We start from the raw sequence: 17,714 nt of genomic DNA on the forward strand, positions 1-17,714 counted from the left end.
TGCTCGGAGCGACTGCGGTCGATGCACCGCCCCGCGTTTGTATACCGTTGTCGCCAACGTTGTAAAGGATCTGCCGCGGGCCACCGACACGGGAGGGAGCGGGGACGTGCGCCACCGCCTCAAGGACGTCGCCGAGCGGGCCGGGGTGTCGGTCAAGACCGTGTCGAACGTGGTCAACGGCTACCAGCACGTCCGCCCGGACACCCGGGCCCGGGTCGAGGCCGCCATCGCCGAACTCCGCTACCGACCCAACCTGTCGGCCCGCAACCTGCGCAAGGGGCGTACCGGCGTGATCGCCCTCGCCGTGCCGGAGCTGGACGTGCCCTACTTCGCCGAGCTGGCGCGGCACGTGGTCACCGCCGCCGCCGGCCACGGCTGGACCGTGCTCATTGACCAGACCGGCGGTGGCCGGGAACGGGAACGGGTGGCCGCTGCCGGCATCGGTGACCACATGATCGACGGATTGATCTTCAGTCCGCTGTCGCTTCCGGCCGACGACCTCGTCGGGCTGGAACTGCCGATGGTGCTGCTCGGCGAGCGGACGGACCACGGCCGGGCCGACCACGTGATGATCGACAACGTGACCGCCGCCCGGGAGATGACCGCCCACCTGATCGGTCTCGGCCGCCGCCGGATCGCCGCCGTCGGCGCGCAACACACCCCCGGGGGTGCCGGCGCCCGCCTCCGGCTGGCCGGCTACACCGCCGCCCTGGCGCAGGCCCGCATCCGGTACGACGAACGCCTCGTCGCCGACACACCGGCCTGGCACCGCGCCGACGGGGCCGCTGCCGTGCGCCACCTGCTCGCCTCCGGCGTCCGCCCGGACGCGGTCTTCTGCTTCAGCGACACCCTCGCCCTCGGCGCGCTGCGCGCCCTGCACGAGGCCGGCCTGCGGGTCCCCGCCGACGTCGCCGTCGCCGGCTTCGACGACATCGAGGACGGCCGGTTCAGCGTCCCCACCCTGACCACGGTCAGCCCGGACAAGGAACGGATCGCCCGGCTCGCCGTCGACCTGCTCGCCGGCCGGCTGGCAGGTGAGCGGGACGCGCCCGCCCGGGAGGTCACCGCCCCGCACCGGCTGGCCTTGCGGGAGAGCACCGCCTGACGCCGTCGTCCGCCCGCGCTACCGGCCCCGGCGGCTGCCGTTTCGCCGCTGCCGTCGGGGTCCGGTTCGGTCAGTCGAAGAAGCGGGCCAGGTGGGCCGGGGACACCGGCGGCGCGTCGGCGGGCAGCGGGGTCAGGTCGGCGAAGATCGACGCGCCGTCGCAGCCGGCGTGCAGCGGATACCAGCGCGGGGTCCCCGGCGGGCGCTGACCGCACACCCCCTTGATCGTCTGTACGTCCAGCAGCCGGACGTGGGTCGGGTCGGCCACCGCGTTGACATGCCCCCACCAGGGGCTCATCACGTGCAGCACGCCACCCGGCCGCAGCACCCGGTGGCACTCGTCCAGCAGCGGCAGGAAGTCGATCAGGTGCTCCAGGATGTGCACGGTGAAGATCACGTCGACGGAGTCGTCGGCCAGCGGCAGCGACCCGGACAGGTCCGCCACCGCGTCCACCCCGGCGGCCGGGAAGATGTCCAACCCGAGGTTCGTCGGGTACTGCTTCTGTCCGCCGCAGCCCAGGTCCACCACCACCGGGTCCCGGCCGTCGACCCGCACCCGCCCCCACACGCCGTAGACCCCGGCCAGCCGGCCGACCAGCTCCCGGACCAGCCGCAACTGCTCCGGTCCCGGCACCTCCCCGCTCAGGTGGGCGACCCCCCGGTCGAACCGCACCTCGACGCCGAGCCCACGTAACCGCTCGTCGTGGCGGGCCTGCTCGGCCCAGGCCGCTTCGAGGAACCCGTCGAGCGCCCGCAGCCGTTCGGCCGAGGGCGGTGCCTGCGCCAGCGCGACCATGGCCACCTCCCGCCGGCCGTTACCCGCTTCCCGGCCCGGCACACCACCCGAACCGGTACGCCCCGCCGACCCGGCTCAGCCGTCACCGCCGACCGGGTCAGCCGCCGGCACCCGGGTCAGCCGCCGGCTCGTCGGGTGGGCCGGCCGACGGCCCGGATGCGCTGCCGGGGCGCACCTGCCGCCTTCGGGCGCTTCAGGTGGTAGCGGTGCAGCTCGTTGTGACCCTCCAGCGACGGGTCCTCGCTCATCCCGACGAGTTCCCAGCCCTGGTCACCGGCCCGGTTCAGGTGGGCCAGCGCGGTGTCGCCGTAGGCGGTGACGTCGGTCATCGAGCCGTCCGGGCCGTACCAGACGAAGACGACCTCCCAGCTGAGGTCGGAGGCGGTCGGCTGGCGACGGCGTACCAGCAGCGCGTACTCCCATCTGAGCATGACCCATTGTCACCCCGCCGCTGCCGGACGGCGCGGATCAGTCCTCGGCGATCCGCCCGTCGGCGACCCGCAGCCGCCTGTCGACGCTGACCGCCTCCAGCATCCGCCGGTCGTGGGTGACCAGCAGCAGCGTCCCCGGATAGCCGGCCAACGCCGACTCCAACTGCTCGATGGCCGGCAGGTCGAGGTGGTTGGTCGGCTCGTCCAGCACCAGCAGGTTGACCCCCCGGCCCTGGAGCAGCGCCAGCGCCGCCCGGGTCCGCTCGCCAGGCGACAGCGTCGCCGCCGGCCGCAGCACGTGCGCGGCGCGCAGGCCGAACTTGGCCAGCAGCGTCCGCGCATCCGCCGGTGCCATGTCCGGTACGGCGGCCCCGAACGCCTCCAGCAGCGGCTGGTCGCCGAGGAACAGCCCCCGGGCCTGGTCCACCTCGCCGACCACCACCCCCGGACCGAGCGCGGCGTGCCCGGCGTCGAGCGGCAACCGGCCCAGCAGCGCGCCGAGCAGGGTGGTCTTGCCGGAGCCGTTCGCCCCGGTGATCGCCACCCGGTCGGCCCAGTCGACCTGGAGGTTCACCGGCCCGAGGGTGAAGTCGCCCCGGCGGACCACCGCGTCGCGCAGCGAGGCCACCACCGCACCGGCCCGGGGCGCGGCGGCGATCTCCATCCGCAGTTCCCACTCCTTGCGGGGCTCCTCGACCACGTCGAGGCGTTCGATCAGCCGTTCGGTCTGCTTCGCCTTGGCCGCCTGCTTCTCCGTGGCCTCGGTCCGGAACTTCCGGCCGATCTTGTCGTTGTCGGTGGCCTTGCGGCGGGCGTTCTTCACGCCCTTCTCCATCCAGGCCCGCTGGGTGCGGGCGCGGGCCTCCAACGCGGCCCGGGTGTCGGCGTACTCCTCGAAGTCGGCGCGGGCGTGCCGGCGGGCCACCTCCCGCTCCTCCAGGTAGGCGCCGTAGCCGCCGCCGTAGTGCCGGACCTGCTGCTGCGCCAGGTCGAGTTCGAGCACCCGGGTCACCGTCCGGGTCAGGAACTCCCGGTCGTGGCTGACCAGCACCGTGCCGGCGCGCAGCCCGGTGACGAACCGCTCCAGCCGGTCCAGGCCGGCCAGGTCCAGGTCGTTGGTGGGCTCGTCGAGCAGAAAGACGTCGTACCGGCTGAGCAGCAGCGACGCCAGCCCGGCGCGGGCCGCCTGGCCACCGGACAGGCCGGTCATCGGGTGGTCCAGGTCGACGGTGAGCCCCAACTCGGCGGCGACCTGCTCGGCGCGTTCCTCCAGGTCGGCCCCGCCGAGGTCGAGCCACCGCTCCAACGCCCCGGCGTACGCGTCGTCGGCACCGGCCGTGCCCGCGGTGAGCGCCCCGGTGGCCGCGTCCAGGGCGGCCTGTGCCCCGGTGACGCCGGTCCGCCGGGCCAGGAAGTCGCGGACCGTCTCGCCCGTCCGCCGTTCCGTCTCCTGCGGCAGGTAGCCCACCGAGGCTCCCGGCGGGCTCAGCGTGACACCGCCCTCCTCCACCGGCTGCACCCCGGCCAGCGTGCGCAGCAGCGTCGACTTGCCGGCCCCGTTGACCCCGACCAGCCCCACCACGTCACCGGGGGCGACCACCAGGTCGAGGTCACTGAAGAGCACCCGCTCCCCGTGCCCGGCGGCGAGTCCCTTGGCGATCATCGTGGCGCTCATGAGGCCCCGAGCCTAGCGCCCGCCGGTCCGGGGCGGGGACACCGCGCGGCCCGGCCCCGGCTGCCGGCCACGGCGGGCCCGGTGACCGGCCTCGGTGGCTGGCCCACCGCCGCCGTCCGGCCGCCGGCCCCGGTGGTCGGCCCTGCCGCCACGGCTGCCGGACCACTGCGGCCCCGGTGACCGGTCCGGGACCACCCGGGTGGGGTGCCCGGTGCGGGGACCGGGGTCCGTGCGCCTGATCGTGGAGAGTTCTTGCGGCTATGGCGACAAGAACTCTCCACGATCCTGTGCTCCGACCGCATCCGTCGGTCACTGTCGCCCGTCACCACCTCCGTCAGGTCTTCCGGCCGGCGGGTGGGTCGGCGGTCGGGCTGCCGGTCCGGTCGGCGAAAGATGAGGGAGGGACGGGAGGAACGGTGGCGGGTGGGGCAAGGTGGGGGTGTGGGATTGACGTTCGCGGTTGACTGCGGGGGCGGCGGCATCAAGGGCTCGGTGCTGGACGGGGACGGCACCCTGCGGGCACCGGTGATCCGGGTCGACACCCCGTACCCGTTGCCGCCCGAGCTGTTCGTCAAGACGCTGCTGGAGTTGGCCGGCCGGCTGCCCCCGGCGGACCGGGTCACGGTGGGGATGCCGGGCATGATCCGGCACGGGGTGGTGGTGGCCACGCCGCACTACGTGACCCGGTCCGGGCCGCGTAGCCGGGTCGACCCGGACCTGCTCGCCGCATGGTCCGGGTACGACGCGCGGCGGGCGGTCACCGAGGCGTTCGGGATTCCCGCGCTGGTGCTCAACGACGCCGAGGTGCACGGTGCCGGGGTGGTCGCCGGGACCGGCTGTGAACTGGTGCTGACCCTCGGCACCGGGCTGGGCAGCGCGCTGTTCGACGGCGGGCGGCTCGCCCCACACCTGGAGCTGTCGCACGCCCCGGTCCGCTGGGGCACCACCTACGACACGTACGTCGGGGAGCCGGAGCGGCGGCGGCTCGGCGACGCCTTCTGGTCCCGGCGGATCCGGCAGGTGGTGGACGGGCTTCGGCCGGTGTTCCGCTGGGACCGGCTCTATCTCGGCGGCGGCAACTCGCGGCTGATCCGCCCCGAGCAGGTGGCCCGGATGGGCGACGACGTGGTGATCGTGCCCAATACGGCCGGAATCGTCGGCGGTGTCCGGGCCTGGCAGTTGACCGGCGAACGGGACGAGCCGACCTCCTGAGCCACAAGTCGACCCCCAGGAACACTCGCGGTACGCCCGGTGTTGTGCCAGCGTCGGAGCAATGGCGACGTGACGCGAGGGGGTGGGTCGGGATGGATCTTCTGGCGGAGTACCGACGGGCGACCATGTACTTCGAGATGGGTGACCCGAGCGGAGCGGTCCGGCTGCTGGAGCCGATCGTGGCGGCCGAGCCCGGCAACTCCTCCGTACGTCAGCTGCTGGCCCGGGCGTACTTCCAGACCGCCCAGCTCGGCCGCGCCGAGGAGCAGTTGCGGGAGCTGGTCGACCGGGACCCCAGCGACCACTACGCCCACCACGTGCTGGGCCGGACGCTGGAGCGGCTGAACCGCTACCCGGACGCGCTGCGGCACCTGCGCATCGCGGCGGCCATGCACTCGACCAACGACGACTACGTGACCGCGCTGCGCCGGGTGGAGAGCCGGGTCGGCAACGGTCGCTGAGTCGCAGACCGCGCCGGGCCGGGGAGGGTTTCTAGCTTTCCCCCGGCCCGGTTCCGCGTCTGGTCCAGGCCAGGAACCTGTCGAACAGCTCCGCCGGGGGCGGGACGGCGTTCGGGTTGAGGGTGGCCAGGTCACCGGTGGCGTCGAACAGTTGCCCAGCCATGTGGATGGACAGCCCGACCCGGTCCCGCCGATATTCGAAGATCAGTAGCAGCCGGGCGGGCTGACACGGCCAGGGCGCGGCGCACACCCGGCACAGCCAGAGCGGCCGCATCGGTACGTGTGGCCGGACAGCCCCGCCTGGGCGGGCATGCACCCGGGAAACGTTCAGCGGTTTCACCGTCTCAGGGTGGTCGCTACGTTACCCCCTAGTCAAGGCCCTAGTAGGGCCTTGCCCATCTAGGGCCTCCCCTAGTGGGGACGTGTCTAGCCTCCCGTTCATGGGCCGGCATCTCATGGGCGCGTACGAGATCCGGATGCGGCTGGGCGTGAGCAGGCAGCGTGTCGAGCAGTTGATGAAGCGCCCCGACTGGCCGAAGCCCTATGAGTCGCTCGCCACTGGTCGGATCTGGCGTACCGAGGACATCGAGGCCTGGATCCGCGAGCACCGGCCGAACCTGCCCGACGAAGCCTGAGCCTCGCTCCGACGTCTGCCGGCCTACGATGGGCCTGCCATGGCGGCTGCGCAGGTGGGGGAGGCGGGATGAAGCTCAAGCTGGACCTGCACGACATCTTCAACAAGGGTCACGACATCGACCGTGCCCTGCGCGGGATCATGGACGAGGCGGTGGCGAAGAAGGCCACCCTGGTCGAGATCATCCCGGGTAAGGGTTCCGGTCAGCTCAAGAAGAAGGTGCTGCGCTTCCTCGACCAGAAGGACGTCAAGCAGCTCTACCACCGGGTCGAGAAGGACTCCAAGAACTTCGGCCGCCTCTTCGTCCACTTCCGCTGGAAATAGCGAGAGCATGCCCTCTGGCCTGTATAAACCAACTGGTCTTGGGTGCGCCTCAGATTCCTCCCAGCGAATCCGGGTCGAGCACGCCATCGGACACCTCAAGAACTGGCGAATTCTCGGCCGCTACCACGGCCGGCGGGAGTCCTTCGACACCACCGTCCGCGCGATCGCCGGCCTCCTGTCCGACCACCAATACACCGGCCGCGGCGAGAACACCAACCGGCGGCACAGGGCACTACCCGCCACACCTTACATTCGCTGAGATGCGCTCATCATCGCGCCACCAACTGTGCACGAGGTCGTTAGTATCCCCTTGATTCGCGCAGCCTTCGCGGCTACAGCTTGAACGTGTCGTCACCAACGAGGGACGGTTGATACCAAGTGCTGTACCGCCAGGTGCTCAGCCTCCTGCGCAAAATCTGCTACCAGTGCAGAATGCGTACACCTGGGACCGCCAAGACAACGGGCAGGTTCCGGGATCGGATTACCTGTCACCGGATTCGTAATTAAGTACGCCGGCGCGAATCCTGTCCTGTGCTTTGAGGAAAAATCGGTTTGATGCGATCTCGTTAGCGGCGGCGATTGATGAATACTGGTCAAGTAGCGCTCTGACGCTATTCTCCAGTTCTTCTGCCGTCTTGTTCTTTGCGAGAGTGCGTTCGAGTCGTATGAGATGCCGCAGTGTGGTGAAGCGACGCGCTGTATCCCGAAGAGCGGCAGCGCGACGGTCTGACCCGAGGAAGGATGCCGTGGCGGCAATAGCCGCCGAAATTGCACCGACAGCACTCCACTGCTTCGGGAGGCCAAGAGCGACGAGCAGCGCCGCCACGGCTGCCGCAACTGCCGGCCCGAAGACGATGATGCGTCCCCAAAACTCGGCCGACTTGGCTGCTTCGAAATAAGTCTGGGAAGAATAGTTGCAGTCCTCGTAAAGCCTCTCTAGTTCGCTAACTAATTCGGCTTCAACACTAGCTCCAGGCATAACTCTTCCTAGTAATCGGTAGTGGAATTTCAGCTGGTTCAGTTCTGAGGTACGCAACGGTGTCGCCTAGTTCGGGTATGGCGTTGGCTACTGATCGTAGCCATTGTTGCGATGAGACATTAGCCTCGTACATTGCAACCAGCAGCGCTCGGCGGACCCGAATGTGGGTTTCCTGCTGAAACTCTTGCTTCAACCTGGCCCCATCTCCTGCGAAACCGAAGAGCCCTAAGTAGCGGGCTGCGAACTCTCGGACAAAGCTTTCCTTGTTTCTGTCCAAGAGTAATCGCCATGCCACTTCCCGTGCCTCCGGAATCTGCACACTTTGCCTGATCAGGTAGATCAGTAGGTGTTGTTGCGCGTAAGGGTACAGGAAGAGCTTGCTATTGGATAGCAGTTCGACAATTGATTGGCCGAGCTTCGGCTCTTCGCGATGAAACTGTGCCAGGTAATACAGGGCTTCTCTGGAGACGTGGGGGATTTCCCCGAGGTTCGAAGTTAGCCAGAATACGGCGTAGTCGTCATGAACGCGGGAGAGCTGGTTTAGCGCGAACTTCAGGTCACGAGGGTTGGTCGGATCATCCGATACCGTTCTGTCAAAAAAGTCCCAGAGTTCGGTGCGCGTCTTCGTGCTGTCTACGGAGATGCCGTAGTTGATTGCGTCTTTTTCGGCTTCCTCGAGCTCTTTGCCAATCAGGTTGCTGGGGATTATCCGAGTCTTTGAAGACGACAAGGTGAGATGGCGGTTGCGTAGTGTTCCTGTTATGTCGACAATCGCCTGCCGTAGCTCCGTCCAGCTTCTGCCGAAAATGTAAATATCGTCGGAGTATCTGAAATTCCTGAGCTGGTTCCGGGAGATTTCGGAATCGACCGGAAGGAGGTAGAGATTTGCCAGCAGGCCCGATGTGTCGAATCCTTGAGGAATGCCCCAAGCGTTACCTAGGTGATTAAAGGCGTCCAGGAAGTTGCTGATGATCTCTATACTCCAGCCGGGAATCGATATCGACTCCAAATCCGAGGTTAAGATGTCGTTATCTACGTATTCGTAGAAAGCTGTAACGTCGGTTCGCGCCAATAGCAGGGAAGGTTCTCTTTTGTGAAGCGAGCGAGCCTCACGCTGCATCCTGAGCCAAGATCCAACCGGACCGAGTAGCCGCTGCTCGCGCTTCCACCACCTAGAACTGTAGACGGAAGGGGGGATGATCTTATCGATTTGGGGAGCGGCAGCCAGCACCGCTGCCTCGTAGGCAAGGCGACGATCTAGGCTTAGACGTGAGAGCGGTCGGACGGTCAAGATGTTTTTGGGAAGATCTACGATGTCTACACTTGCTGGCTTGTAATCACCTGCGAGGATTTTGCCGAGTAAGGTCTGCCGATATGCTTCCCATCGAAAGTCTGTGTCGGCAAAGTTGATTACATCTGGTAGGTCGAGATCACTGTCGGATGTGCCGACTTGTTCCCAGGCAAGGTCTAGGCAGCGCGCGATGTCTTGGCTATCCGCGGGCTTCACAGGCGATCTCCCAGGTGGGGACGTGCTAGGAGTGGCACTTAGTGTGCCATCTGTGGGACTTCGATGCTTCCCCGGAGAGCCCTACCACGATCGGCATCCCGACAGTTGCGCAGTTGGCCGGTAGAGATGCCCCTGGTACCGGGACATGTCTGTCCAAGCCGATCGGGATTAAGCCATGAGGTGGGCGGCACGGACTTAGCCACGGCCGACCTCCGAGCCACTTGGTACCAGCCCAATCCCACTCCTGTGCGGCTTCTTCCAAGATCATGCCGGTCTCAGGCCCGTCGAAGGGGAGTAGAGGTGATCATCGCGGGTCAGGGCCGCAGCCGTCCAGCTTGATCGTCTACGCCCCTCTAGATCAACACCGCTGGAAGTGATGCAGGCGTCATGACGGCCGGTCAGAGGTCCAGGACGGCGACCGTCTCCCCCTCGCTCTGCTCACCCGTCGGCCGGAAGCCCAGCTTCAGATAGAAGTCCTCCGCCCCGCCCGCCCGGGGCACCCAGGTGACGTACGCCCGGTTGCCGCCCCGGGCGCGGATCTCCGCGCACACCGCCTCGACGGCGAACCGCCCGTAACCCTTCCCCTGGTCGTCGGCCGCGATGTTGAGTTTCCAGAGGCCGGATCGGACATCATCGGGGTTGTCGCCCCACGCGTAGTCGAGGAAGGCCATCAGGAAGCCGACCAGCCGGTCGCCGTCGAAGATCAGCCTCGGCCAGGCGATGTCCGGGAAGACGTACGCCTCGGCCAGTGACTTGACCACCGGCCCGACCAGATCCTCCTGATCGGGGCGCACCGACAGTTTGAGCGCCGCCTCGTAGTTCTCCGGGGTGACCTTCTCCAGCCGCATCCTGCGGACCGTAGTCCGCCCCGCCGGTCCGGGCGACCGGTTATCCGGGCCATCCCACCGTGTTCAGGCTGCCGACAGCTTCCGTACGACGTACTGGTTGAGGCTCATCCCGTCTTCTGCGGCATGGATGGCCAACTCGCGGTGCAGGCTTTCACCGACGCGCACGTTGAACTTGCCCGAGTAGCTCCGATCGGCAAACGGCTCGGGGACTTCCTCGCCCTGCTGCTCCAGGTCCGCGACAACCTCGCTCAGCAGGTCCTGAAGCCCTTGCAGGGCTTCGATCTGAGAGGGGGCCAGCCAGGACAGCGAGGGAAACTCGGCGCAGGTGGCGACGAACTCGTTGTCCTGGGCCGACCACGTGACGCGATAGGAGTAGTGACTCACCTCGGGGCGAACGTCCTGCATCACAAGGCCTCCTTCTTCTCGATCGCCTTGAGAACCTGCCGTACCTGGTACGCCTTGGCTTTGCCCTTGTCGTTCTGAATGTTCACGCGTGGGTCTCCGGCCCACGGCATCTTGAACACCGCGTGCGAGGTGCCGTCCTGCCGAGGTGTCCCGAAGTAGTGCTCGCACACCCGCTTCAGGTCGTGGTAGGCGACGCCCTGAGGGTTGGTTCGCATCGCTTCCATGATTCGACTTACCGAAGACACACGTTCGATGGTACTACTGGCAGTGCTATCGGCCAACGCTTCGGCCGCGACGTCAGAACGGATACGTGCGGGCGACCGCCAACATCTCCGAGGTGTGCGAGCCGACCACCCCCACCCCCGCCGGCCGCTCCCGGAACCCCGGCAGCCCCGCCAGCCCGTCGCTGGCGTCCATCGCCCGCAGCGCCACCTGCCCCGCCCGTGGCCGCACGGTCAGGGTGATCTCGACCCCCTCGGCAGGCGGGGCGTGGAACACGATGCCGAAGCCCCACCGGTCGGCCTTCGCCTCCTCGACGGTCGGCTGCCGCCCGACCGGCACCTCACGCCCGGCCACCTCGGCCCGGGTCACCTCGGCGGTGGTCGCATCCACATGCAGGGTGGCCAGCCGGACGGTGCGCTGGGGAAGCAGTCGCAGCCGCAGGGTGCGCAGCCCACCGGCGGTGGTGTCCGCCAGCACCCGCACCGTCGGCGCGGGCAGGTTCGCCGCCGGGGCCGGGCCGCCACGCAGGTCCGTCTCCCCCAGTCCGGGGAAGTCGTCGAGCGAGGCGGGGCCGTCGACGTACCCGTCGGTCCAGGGCCTGGGGGCGGCCTCCCGGCTGACCCACCGGGCGGTGCCGGTGTCGGCGTCCAGGGCGTACATCAGGTGGGTGGGCACGGGGTGGTCGGCGTCGAACCGGTCGACCGCCAGGCCGACCCCGGCGAACAGGGCGGCGGCGAGCGTGGCGGCGACGGCCGGCAGCGCGGCGAGCCGGCGGGCCCGGGCGGCGACCAGGCCGCGCTGGCCACCGGCCGCCGGGTGCAGCAGGTCGAGCAGCGGCAGCGCGGCCAGCCCCAGCAGCACCGCGAACAGCGCCGCCACCCCGCCCATCGCCATCCCCAGCGCGGGGAAGAGCAGCACCACGGTGGGCAGCAGGATCACCACGGCGACCGCCCCGGCCAGGGTCACCGCGACCACCGGCCACGGGCCGTCGATCCCGGTACGCAGTGCCACCAGACCGGCGATCACGCCGGCCAGCGCCGGCAGGGTGGCCAGGTAGGCCCCGCCGGGCACCAGCGCCGCCAGCACCACCCCGAGCAGGGCCAGCCAGCCCAGTCCGCCGACGGCCAGCGCCGCCGGGCCGACCCGGCGGCGGGTCAGCGCGTACCAGGCGAGCAGGATCGCGGCGGCGAGCGCCACCACCGCCAGCCGGTACCAGACCGGCCGGTACGGGTCGAGCAGTTCGGCGTAGCCGGGGCGCAGCGCGGTGATCCCCGCCCACAGCAGTTGGGCGGCGACCGGGGCGGCCACGATCGGCACCAGCGCCAGCCCGAACCCGGCGGCCAGCCGACCGGCCCCGGCCCGGCCGGTGCGCCGGACCTGCCAGCCCAGCACCAGCACCCCGAGCACCGCCAGGGCGGCCAGTGGCCAGGTCAGCCAGCCGGGGTAGCGGACCAGTCCGCCCGGCACCGGGAAGTAGGTGGCGTCGTGGCCGGACTTCAGCGCCGTCAGGTCGGCGCGGCCGAACTCCCGGGCCAGCCCGAGCGCGTTGTCGCCGTGCATCTGGAGGCTGCCCCGGTCCATCGCCGCTGGGGTGTCCAGCGGGGTGTGGTAGATCGCGCCCCCGTCGATGTACGCCGCGTTCAACCCGACGAAGTCGTTGTCGAGGAACGCGGTGAAGTCGGTGTCGTTGGGCAGCGCCCGGTAGATCTCCACCGCGAACGAGGTGCCCACCGGGTGCGGGGCGCCCCGGCCGAAGGCGGCCACCAGTTCGGCGTTGTTCCGGGACGTCTCGAACATGATCACCGGGCCGGTGGAGCCTCGCGCCTCCAGGTTGAGCACCACCCCGCCGTCGGCGGCCAGCGGGTGGCTCGCCGCGAACGCCGCCGCCCCGCACAGGCACGCCTCCTCGGCGTCGGTCAGCACGAACACGACGTCGTTGCGGGGCCGGGGGCCGGCGGCCAGCGCGCGGGCCACCTCCAGCACGGTGGAGGTGCCGGCCGCGTCGTCGTTGCCACCCGGGCCGGTCTGCACCGAGTCGTAGTGCGCCACCAGGAACACCCGGCCGGTGGAGGCGGTCCCGGGCAGCCGGGCCACCACGTTGCGGACCCGGGCGAAGGTGGCCCCGCCGGCCGCCCCGCTGAGCTGCCCGGCCTCCGGGGCGACGGTGTCCTGCACCTCGGTCTCCAGGCCCAGCCCGCGCAGCGCCCCGACCAGGTGCTCACGGACCTGGTCGTGGGCGGCGCTGCCGGCCGGATGGGGGCGCTGCGCCACCGTCTGCACCGTCCGGTACGCCCGCCCGGCGCTGAACTCGTCGGCCGGGGCGTCGACCGGCCGGGGCGTCGGGGTGGCCAGGGTGACCAGCACGACCGCGCCCACCGCGACCAGCGCCAGCAGGGCGGCCAGGGCGGCGGGTGGACGACGCCGGGGGCGGGCCAGGGCCCGGTCGGCGGCGGAGGCGGGGGGTGCGCCCACGGGAACTCCTCGGGGTGGTGCGGGGGTGGTGCACCATCCTGCCCCGGCGGGGCGCGGCCGGGGCGTACCGGAACCGAACCGTGACGCGCGGCGCTGAGCGGACGCTCACCTGGTGACGGCCTTGCCCGGGAACGCCCGGACCGGGCGGACCGTGTTGTGTGCGACCGTTGTCTAATACAGGATCAGCAGGGCACTCGGAAGGAGCCCGACATCACCAGCGAACTCCCGCGTCTCGCGGCGGTGACCCGGTCGCACCGGGGGCCGGGCATGGCCGGGCCCTCCGTCGTGCCGTACCCGCACGGCGGGCTGGGGCCGCACCCCAACCTGCCGCCGGGTGAACGGCTGCGGGTGCTGCTGGTCGAGGACGACGAGGGCGACGCCTTCCTGGTCGGTGAGCTGCTCGCCGAGACCAACTCGATGATCGACCTGCTGGTCGCGACCAGCCTCAGCGAGGCCCGGCAGCGCATCGCCGGGGTCGACTGCGTCCTGCTCGACCTGGGCCTGCCCGACGCGCAGGGCCTCGACGGGCTGCGCCGGGTGCTGGAGATGTCCAGCGGCGCGGCCGTCTGCGTGCTGACCGGTCGCTCCGACGAGCACCTCGGCATCGTCGCGGTCGCCGAGGGTGCCCAGGACTACCTGGTCAAGGGCCAGGTCGACGGGGTGCTGCTGACCCGCGCCCTGCGTTACGCGGTGGAACGCAAGCGGGCCGACGAGAACGCCCGCCGGCTGCGCGAGATCGAACTGCGCCAGGCCGAGTCGGCCCGACTGGAACGGGGCCTGCTGCCCCAGCCGCTGATGAGCACCGACGAGGTGGCGGTGCACACCTTCTACCGGCCGGGCCGGCACGCGGCGCTGATCGGCGGGGACTTCTTCGACGTGGTGCAGACCCAGCCGGACCGGGTCGACCTGATCGTCGGCGACGTCTGCGGGCACGGCGTGGACGAGGCCGCCCTCGGCGTCGAGCTGCGGGTGGCCTGGCGGGCGTTGATCCTGGCCGGGGTGCCCGACGACGAGGTGCTGCCCGCGCTGGAGCAGGTGCTGATGAGCGAGCGCCGGCTCCAGGAGATCTTCGCCACCGTCGCCACCGCCCGGCTCGACCTGGCCGCCAACCGGGCCACCGTCCGGCTGGCCGGCCACCCGCCGCCGCTGCTGCTGTCCGGCGGCAAGGTCGCGCCGGTCCCGGCCCGGGGTGGCCTTCTGCTCGGCGTACGACCCCGCCGTCCCGTCGCGTTCGACCTGGAGTTCGACACCGATGACTGGTCCCTGCTGATGTACACCGACGGCCTGATCGAGGGGCGGGTGGGTGACGGCGACGAGCGGTTGGACGTCGACGGGCTGACCGGCCTGCTCCAGGAGCGCGCCAACCATGCCGTGCCGCTGGCCGAGCTGCCCGCCTGGCTGGTCGGTCGGGCCGAGCAGATCAACGGCGGGCCGCTCGCCGACGATGTCGCCATGCTGCTGGTCACCCGGGGCGGTGGCCGGTGAACACGTACCGCCGGGGGTGGACCCTGCGTCGTCGGGTGCTGGCGCTGCTGGCCGTGGTGGGCGTGCTGCTGGTCGGGCTGGCCGTGGCCGAGGCGGCGGTGGCGGCGAAGAACCGCGCCTACACCGACACGCTGCTCACCCGGACCGGCCCGCTGCGGGTGCAGGGGCAGGAACTGCTCAACGTGCTGCTCGACCAGGAGACGGGCGTCCGTGGGTACGCGGTCAGCGGCAACCGCGCTGACCTGGCCCCGTACGAGCAGGGGGTGCGGCAGGAGCGCGACGTGGCCGCCACGATCGCCGACCTCGGCCGTGACTACCCGGCGATCGTGGATGCGCTGCGCACGGCGCAGCAGCAGGCGGCGGACTGGCGGCGGACGGTGGCCGAGCCGGTGATCGCGACGACCGGCAGCAGCGGCACGGCCGCCGGCCAGGCGTTGATCACCGCCCAGGCGCGGCAGCAGTTCGACGAGATCCGGGCGTCGGTGGGCGACCTCCAGACGGCGATCCTGGCCGAGCGGGAGCGGGGCGCCCGGGACATCGAGCGGACCGGCAACATGCTGGTGATGCTGCTGATCGTCGCGGCGGTGGTGGTCGTGCTCGCCGGCACCCTGATGCTGCTCTCCCTGGAGCGGATGGTGATCCGGCCGCTGACCGGCCTGGCCCAGCAGGTGCGGGAGGTCGCCGCCGGTGACTACCAGCACCACATCGCCGGGTCGGGGCCGCCGGAGTTCCGCCGGCTCGCCGACGACGTGGACGTGATGCGGCAGAAGATCGCCAAGGATCTGGCCGAGGTGCGGGCCGCCCGGGAGAACATCGAGTGGGTCAACAGCCAGTTGCAGAAGCAGGCCGAGGAGCTGACCCGCTCCAACCGTGACCTGGAGCAGTTCGCCTACGTCGCCTCGCACGACCTCCAGGAGCCGCTGCGCAAGGTGGCCAGCTTCTGCCAGCTGCTCCAGCGTCGGTACGCGGGGCAGCTCGACGAGCGGGCCGACCAGTACATCGCCTTCGCGGTGGACGGCGCGCAGCGGATGCAGCGCCTGATCAACGACCTGCTGGCGTTCTCCCGGATCGGCCGGCTCACCACCGGCTTCGTCGACGTCGACCTGAACCGGGTGATGGGCGACGTGGCCAGCCAGACCGAGCCGGGCCGGCAGTACGCCGACGCCGAGCTGACCTGGGGCGAGCTGCCGGTGATCCGGGGCGAGGAGCCGCTGCTCACCAACCTGCTGGTCAACCTGGTCAGCAACTCGGTGAAGTTCCGCCGCCCGGACGTCGCGCCGAAGGTGCGGGTCTCGGCCCGGCTGGTCGGCGACGAGTGGGAGATCACCTGCGCGGACAACGGCATCGGCATCGAGCCCGAGTTCGCCGACAAGATCTTCGTGATCTTCCAGCGGCTGCACGCCAAGGACGCCTACCCTGGCACCGGCATCGGCCTGGCCATCGTCAAGAAGATCGTCGAGTACCACGGCGGTCGGGTCTGGGTCGACACCGACCAGGCCGAGGGGACGGCGATCCGGTTCACCCTCCCGGCCCGGCCGGAGGACGTCGAAGCGGCGAAGGTGGCCGCCGAGGCGGGCCCGGCGACGGCGACCGGTGAGGACGCCCCGGCAGGGCCCGACGGAGACGTCCCGGCAGGATCCGACGGGGACGTCCCGGCAGCGCCCGACGGGGGCGGCACGGCGACGACGTCCGACGACGCGTCCCGCCCGGCCGGGGACGCCGAGCCGGCTGACCGACCGACGCCTGTCGGCCGGCAACCGGACGGCACGCAGGACGAGGACCCACCCGGCGGGCCGCCGGGGCACGGCACCACGGGTGGCACGAAGGAGAGGGTCGGATGACCGCGCCGGCGGACGGCAAGAGCCCGATCGAGGTCCTGCTGGTCGAGGACGACCCGGGCGACGTGCTGATGACCCAGGAGGCGTTCGAGGAGCACAAGCTCCGCAACCGGCTGACGGTCGTCTCCGACGGCGCCGAGGCGCTGGCCTACCTGCGGCGCGAGGGTCGGTACGCGGACGCGGTGACCCCCGACCTGATCCTGCTCGACCTGAACCTGCCCCGCCGGGACGGCCGGGAGGTGCTGGAGGAGATCAAGAACGACGAGGAGCTGCGCCGTATCCCGGTCGTGGTGCTGACCACCTCCCAGGCCGACGAGGACATCCTGCGCAGCTACCAGCTGCACGCCAACGCCTACGTGACCAAGCCAGTGGACTTCGAGCGTTTCATCTCGGTGGTCCGGCAGATCGACGAGTTCTTCGTCAGCGTGGTCAAGCTGCCGCCGCGTGGCTGACCACCTGCTCGACGACGTCGACACGCTGCTGCGGGAGACCGCGGCGGGCGTGGTGTTGCCGCTGTTCCGCAAGCTGGACGACGCCGACGTCACGGAGAAGGCACCGGGCGACCTGGTCACCGTCGCCGACCAGCGGGCCGAGGAGCGGATCTCGGCGGGGCTGCGCCGGTTGCTGCCGGGTTCCCTGGTCGTCGGCGAGGAGGCGGTGGCCGAGGACGGGTCGCTGCTGCGTCACCTGCGCGGCGACGGCGACGTGTGGGTGGTCGACCCGATCGACGGGACGGGGAACTTCGCCGCCGGACGGCGACCGTTCGCGCTGATGGTTGCCCTGCTCTCCGGCGGTGAGCCGGCCGCGTCCTGGGTGTTCGACCCGCTGGCCGGGACGATGGCCGTGGCCCGCGCCGGGGCCGGCACCCGCCTGGACGGCCGGCCGGTCCGCGAGAACCCCGTCCTGCCGCCGGATCGGCTGCGCGGCACCGCGATGGTCCAGTACCTGCCCCGGGCCACCCGGGACCGGGTGGCGGCCGGCCGCAGCCGGATCGGGGAGCTGCTGCCCGGCCAGCACTGCGCCGGGCGGGAGTACCTCGACCTGCTCACCGGCGACCAGCAGTTCGTCATGTTCTGGCGGACCCTGCCGTGGGACCATCTCCCCGGTGCGCTGCTGGTGCGCGAGGCGGGTGGGGTGGCCCGACGCTTCGACGGCACCGACTACCACCCGGCCGACGACGGCACCGGCCTGCTGGTCGCCTCCGACGAGCAGACCTGGCACGAGGTCCGGGCCGCCCTGCTCGGCGACTGACCGCCGGTCCGGTTCCGGGGCGCGGCGGGCCGCGCCACCGGCTCCACCGCCTGAGGGATCGACGACGGT

General features: G+C 70.5%; 19 protein-coding genes. 9 read left to right on the plus strand and 10 right to left on the minus strand.

What is annotated here, in order from left to right:
- The first annotated feature begins 106 nt into the window (after positions 1-106).
- Positions 107-1,105, plus strand: coding sequence for a LacI family DNA-binding transcriptional regulator (locus ACWCHM_RS32450; RefSeq protein ID WP_454221153.1), 999 nt, complete (start codon positions 107-109; stop codon positions 1,103-1,105).
- A gap of 70 nt (positions 1,106-1,175) precedes the next feature.
- Here the strand turns inward: ACWCHM_RS32450 and ACWCHM_RS32455 are convergent, their stop codons facing one another.
- The 3 genes from ACWCHM_RS32455 to ACWCHM_RS32465 all read right to left on the minus strand — a co-directional run bounded on the left by ACWCHM_RS32455 (position 1,176) and on the right by ACWCHM_RS32465 (position 4,007).
- Positions 1,176-1,901 (minus strand): methyltransferase domain-containing protein, encoded by a 726-nt coding sequence (locus ACWCHM_RS32455; RefSeq protein WP_454221154.1) that lies wholly within the window; start codon positions 1,899-1,901, stop codon positions 1,176-1,178.
- 116 nt (positions 1,902-2,017) lie between these two features.
- Complete coding sequence (locus ACWCHM_RS32460; protein ID WP_088646124.1) at positions 2,018-2,332, minus strand: hypothetical protein; 315 nt, start codon at positions 2,330-2,332, stop codon at positions 2,018-2,020.
- Between the two features lie 37 nt (positions 2,333-2,369).
- Entirely contained in the window at positions 2,370-4,007 is a 1,638-nt protein-coding gene (locus ACWCHM_RS32465; protein ID WP_454221155.1) for an ABC-F family ATP-binding cassette domain-containing protein, read from the minus strand.
- A 447-nt stretch (positions 4,008-4,454) separates the two neighbouring features.
- Between ACWCHM_RS32465 and ACWCHM_RS32470 the strand changes: the two genes are divergently transcribed.
- Positions 4,455-5,219, plus strand: a complete 765-nt coding sequence (locus ACWCHM_RS32470) for an ROK family protein (RefSeq protein WP_454221156.1) — start codon at positions 4,455-4,457, stop codon at positions 5,217-5,219.
- A 92-nt stretch (positions 5,220-5,311) separates the two neighbouring features.
- A complete protein-coding gene (locus tag ACWCHM_RS32475) occupies positions 5,312-5,680 on the plus strand; it encodes a tetratricopeptide repeat protein (RefSeq protein WP_088644718.1) in 369 nt (122 codons plus the stop codon).
- Positions 5,681-5,711: 31 nt separating this feature from the next.
- Here ACWCHM_RS32475 and ACWCHM_RS32480 read toward each other — a convergent pair whose 3' ends face one another.
- Positions 5,712-5,954, minus strand: a complete 243-nt coding sequence (locus ACWCHM_RS32480; RefSeq protein WP_454221157.1) for a hypothetical protein — start codon at positions 5,952-5,954, stop codon at positions 5,712-5,714.
- A gap of 166 nt (positions 5,955-6,120) precedes the next feature.
- Here ACWCHM_RS32480 and ACWCHM_RS32485 point away from each other — a divergent pair, with 166 nt between their 5' ends.
- Together ACWCHM_RS32485 and ACWCHM_RS32490 are read left to right on the plus strand one after the other, a co-directional pair.
- Positions 6,121-6,315 (plus strand): helix-turn-helix transcriptional regulator, encoded by a 195-nt coding sequence (locus ACWCHM_RS32485; RefSeq protein WP_067315487.1) that lies wholly within the window; start codon positions 6,121-6,123, stop codon positions 6,313-6,315.
- A gap of 68 nt (positions 6,316-6,383) precedes the next feature.
- Positions 6,384-6,638: a Smr/MutS family protein gene (locus ACWCHM_RS32490; RefSeq protein ID WP_067315484.1), complete on the plus strand. Its 255-nt coding sequence runs from the start codon at positions 6,384-6,386 to the stop codon at positions 6,636-6,638.
- A gap of 481 nt (positions 6,639-7,119) precedes the next feature.
- Here ACWCHM_RS32490 and ACWCHM_RS32495 read toward each other — a convergent pair whose 3' ends face one another.
- From ACWCHM_RS32495 to ACWCHM_RS32520, 6 genes are all read right to left on the minus strand, one after another.
- Positions 7,120-7,617: a hypothetical protein gene (locus tag ACWCHM_RS32495; RefSeq protein WP_454221158.1), complete on the minus strand. Its 498-nt coding sequence runs from the start codon at positions 7,615-7,617 to the stop codon at positions 7,120-7,122.
- The gene (locus tag ACWCHM_RS32500) at positions 7,604-9,124 is read right to left on the minus strand and encodes an RNA-directed DNA polymerase (protein ID WP_454221159.1); all 1,521 of its coding nucleotides are present in this window, start codon (positions 9,122-9,124) and stop codon (positions 7,604-7,606) included. The genes ACWCHM_RS32495 and ACWCHM_RS32500 overlap by 14 nt, the downstream gene beginning before the upstream one ends.
- A 398-nt stretch (positions 9,125-9,522) precedes the next feature.
- Complete coding sequence (locus ACWCHM_RS32505; RefSeq protein WP_454221160.1) at positions 9,523-9,972, minus strand: GNAT family N-acetyltransferase; 450 nt, start codon at positions 9,970-9,972, stop codon at positions 9,523-9,525.
- 63 nt (positions 9,973-10,035) lie between these two features.
- A complete protein-coding gene (locus tag ACWCHM_RS32510; protein ID WP_145923058.1) occupies positions 10,036-10,377 on the minus strand; it encodes a type II toxin-antitoxin system HicB family antitoxin in 342 nt (113 codons plus the stop codon).
- Positions 10,377-10,601: a toxin HicA gene (locus tag ACWCHM_RS32515; protein ID WP_454221161.1), complete on the minus strand. Its 225-nt coding sequence runs from the start codon at positions 10,599-10,601 to the stop codon at positions 10,377-10,379. The genes ACWCHM_RS32510 and ACWCHM_RS32515 overlap by 1 nt, the downstream gene beginning before the upstream one ends.
- Positions 10,602-10,674: 73 nt before the next feature.
- Complete coding sequence (locus ACWCHM_RS32520) at positions 10,675-13,071, minus strand: M28 family peptidase (protein ID WP_454221162.1); 2,397 nt, start codon at positions 13,069-13,071, stop codon at positions 10,675-10,677.
- 267 nt (positions 13,072-13,338) lie between these two features.
- Here ACWCHM_RS32520 and ACWCHM_RS32525 point away from each other — a divergent pair, with 267 nt between their 5' ends.
- The 4 genes from ACWCHM_RS32525 to ACWCHM_RS32540 are packed head-to-tail and all read left to right on the plus strand — an operon-like array spanning position 13,339 to position 17,645.
- Complete coding sequence (locus ACWCHM_RS32525; RefSeq protein WP_281902627.1) at positions 13,339-14,556, plus strand: PP2C family protein-serine/threonine phosphatase; 1,218 nt, start codon at positions 13,339-13,341, stop codon at positions 14,554-14,556.
- Entirely contained in the window at positions 14,553-16,397 is a 1,845-nt protein-coding gene (locus tag ACWCHM_RS32530; protein WP_454221163.1) for a sensor histidine kinase, read from the plus strand. The genes ACWCHM_RS32525 and ACWCHM_RS32530 overlap by 4 nt, the downstream gene beginning before the upstream one ends.
- Positions 16,394-16,846, plus strand: a complete 453-nt coding sequence (locus ACWCHM_RS32535) for a response regulator (protein ID WP_088644726.1) — start codon at positions 16,394-16,396, stop codon at positions 16,844-16,846. The genes ACWCHM_RS32530 and ACWCHM_RS32535 overlap by 4 nt, the downstream gene beginning before the upstream one ends.
- Complete coding sequence (locus ACWCHM_RS32540; protein ID WP_204957637.1) at positions 16,839-17,645, plus strand: inositol monophosphatase family protein; 807 nt, start codon at positions 16,839-16,841, stop codon at positions 17,643-17,645. Before ACWCHM_RS32535 ends, ACWCHM_RS32540 begins: the two co-directional genes overlap by 8 nt.
- Positions 17,646-17,714: the final 69 nt, after the last annotated feature.

It is taken from the genome of Micromonospora sp. SCSIO 07396, from assembly GCF_053667945.1.

Coding starts and splice junctions, on each gene's coding strand:
- ACWCHM_RS32455 (WP_454221154.1), bottom strand. CDS start 1,901: ATGGTCGCGCTGGCGCAGGCACCGCCCTCGGCCGAACGGCTGCGGGCG.
- ACWCHM_RS32460 (WP_088646124.1), bottom strand. CDS start 2,332: ATGCTCAGATGGGAGTACGCGCTGCTGGTACGCCGTCGCCAGCCGACC.
- ACWCHM_RS32465 (WP_454221155.1), bottom strand. CDS start 4,007: ATGAGCGCCACGATGATCGCCAAGGGACTCGCCGCCGGGCACGGGGAG.
- ACWCHM_RS32475 (WP_088644718.1), top strand. CDS start 5,312: ATGGATCTTCTGGCGGAGTACCGACGGGCGACCATGTACTTCGAGATG.
- ACWCHM_RS32480 (WP_454221157.1), bottom strand. CDS start 5,954: ATGCGGCCGCTCTGGCTGTGCCGGGTGTGCGCCGCGCCCTGGCCGTGT.
- ACWCHM_RS32485 (WP_067315487.1), top strand. CDS start 6,121: ATGGGCCGGCATCTCATGGGCGCGTACGAGATCCGGATGCGGCTGGGC.
- ACWCHM_RS32490 (WP_067315484.1), top strand. CDS start 6,384: ATGAAGCTCAAGCTGGACCTGCACGACATCTTCAACAAGGGTCACGAC.
- ACWCHM_RS32495 (WP_454221158.1), bottom strand. CDS start 7,617: ATGCCTGGAGCTAGTGTTGAAGCCGAATTAGTTAGCGAACTAGAGAGG.
- ACWCHM_RS32505 (WP_454221160.1), bottom strand. CDS start 9,972: ATGCGGCTGGAGAAGGTCACCCCGGAGAACTACGAGGCGGCGCTCAAA.
- ACWCHM_RS32510 (WP_145923058.1), bottom strand. CDS start 10,377: ATGCAGGACGTTCGCCCCGAGGTGAGTCACTACTCCTATCGCGTCACG.
- ACWCHM_RS32515 (WP_454221161.1), bottom strand. CDS start 10,601: ATGGAAGCGATGCGAACCAACCCTCAGGGCGTCGCCTACCACGACCTG.
- ACWCHM_RS32525 (WP_281902627.1), top strand. CDS start 13,339: ATGGCCGGGCCCTCCGTCGTGCCGTACCCGCACGGCGGGCTGGGGCCG.
- ACWCHM_RS32535 (WP_088644726.1), top strand. CDS start 16,394: ATGACCGCGCCGGCGGACGGCAAGAGCCCGATCGAGGTCCTGCTGGTC.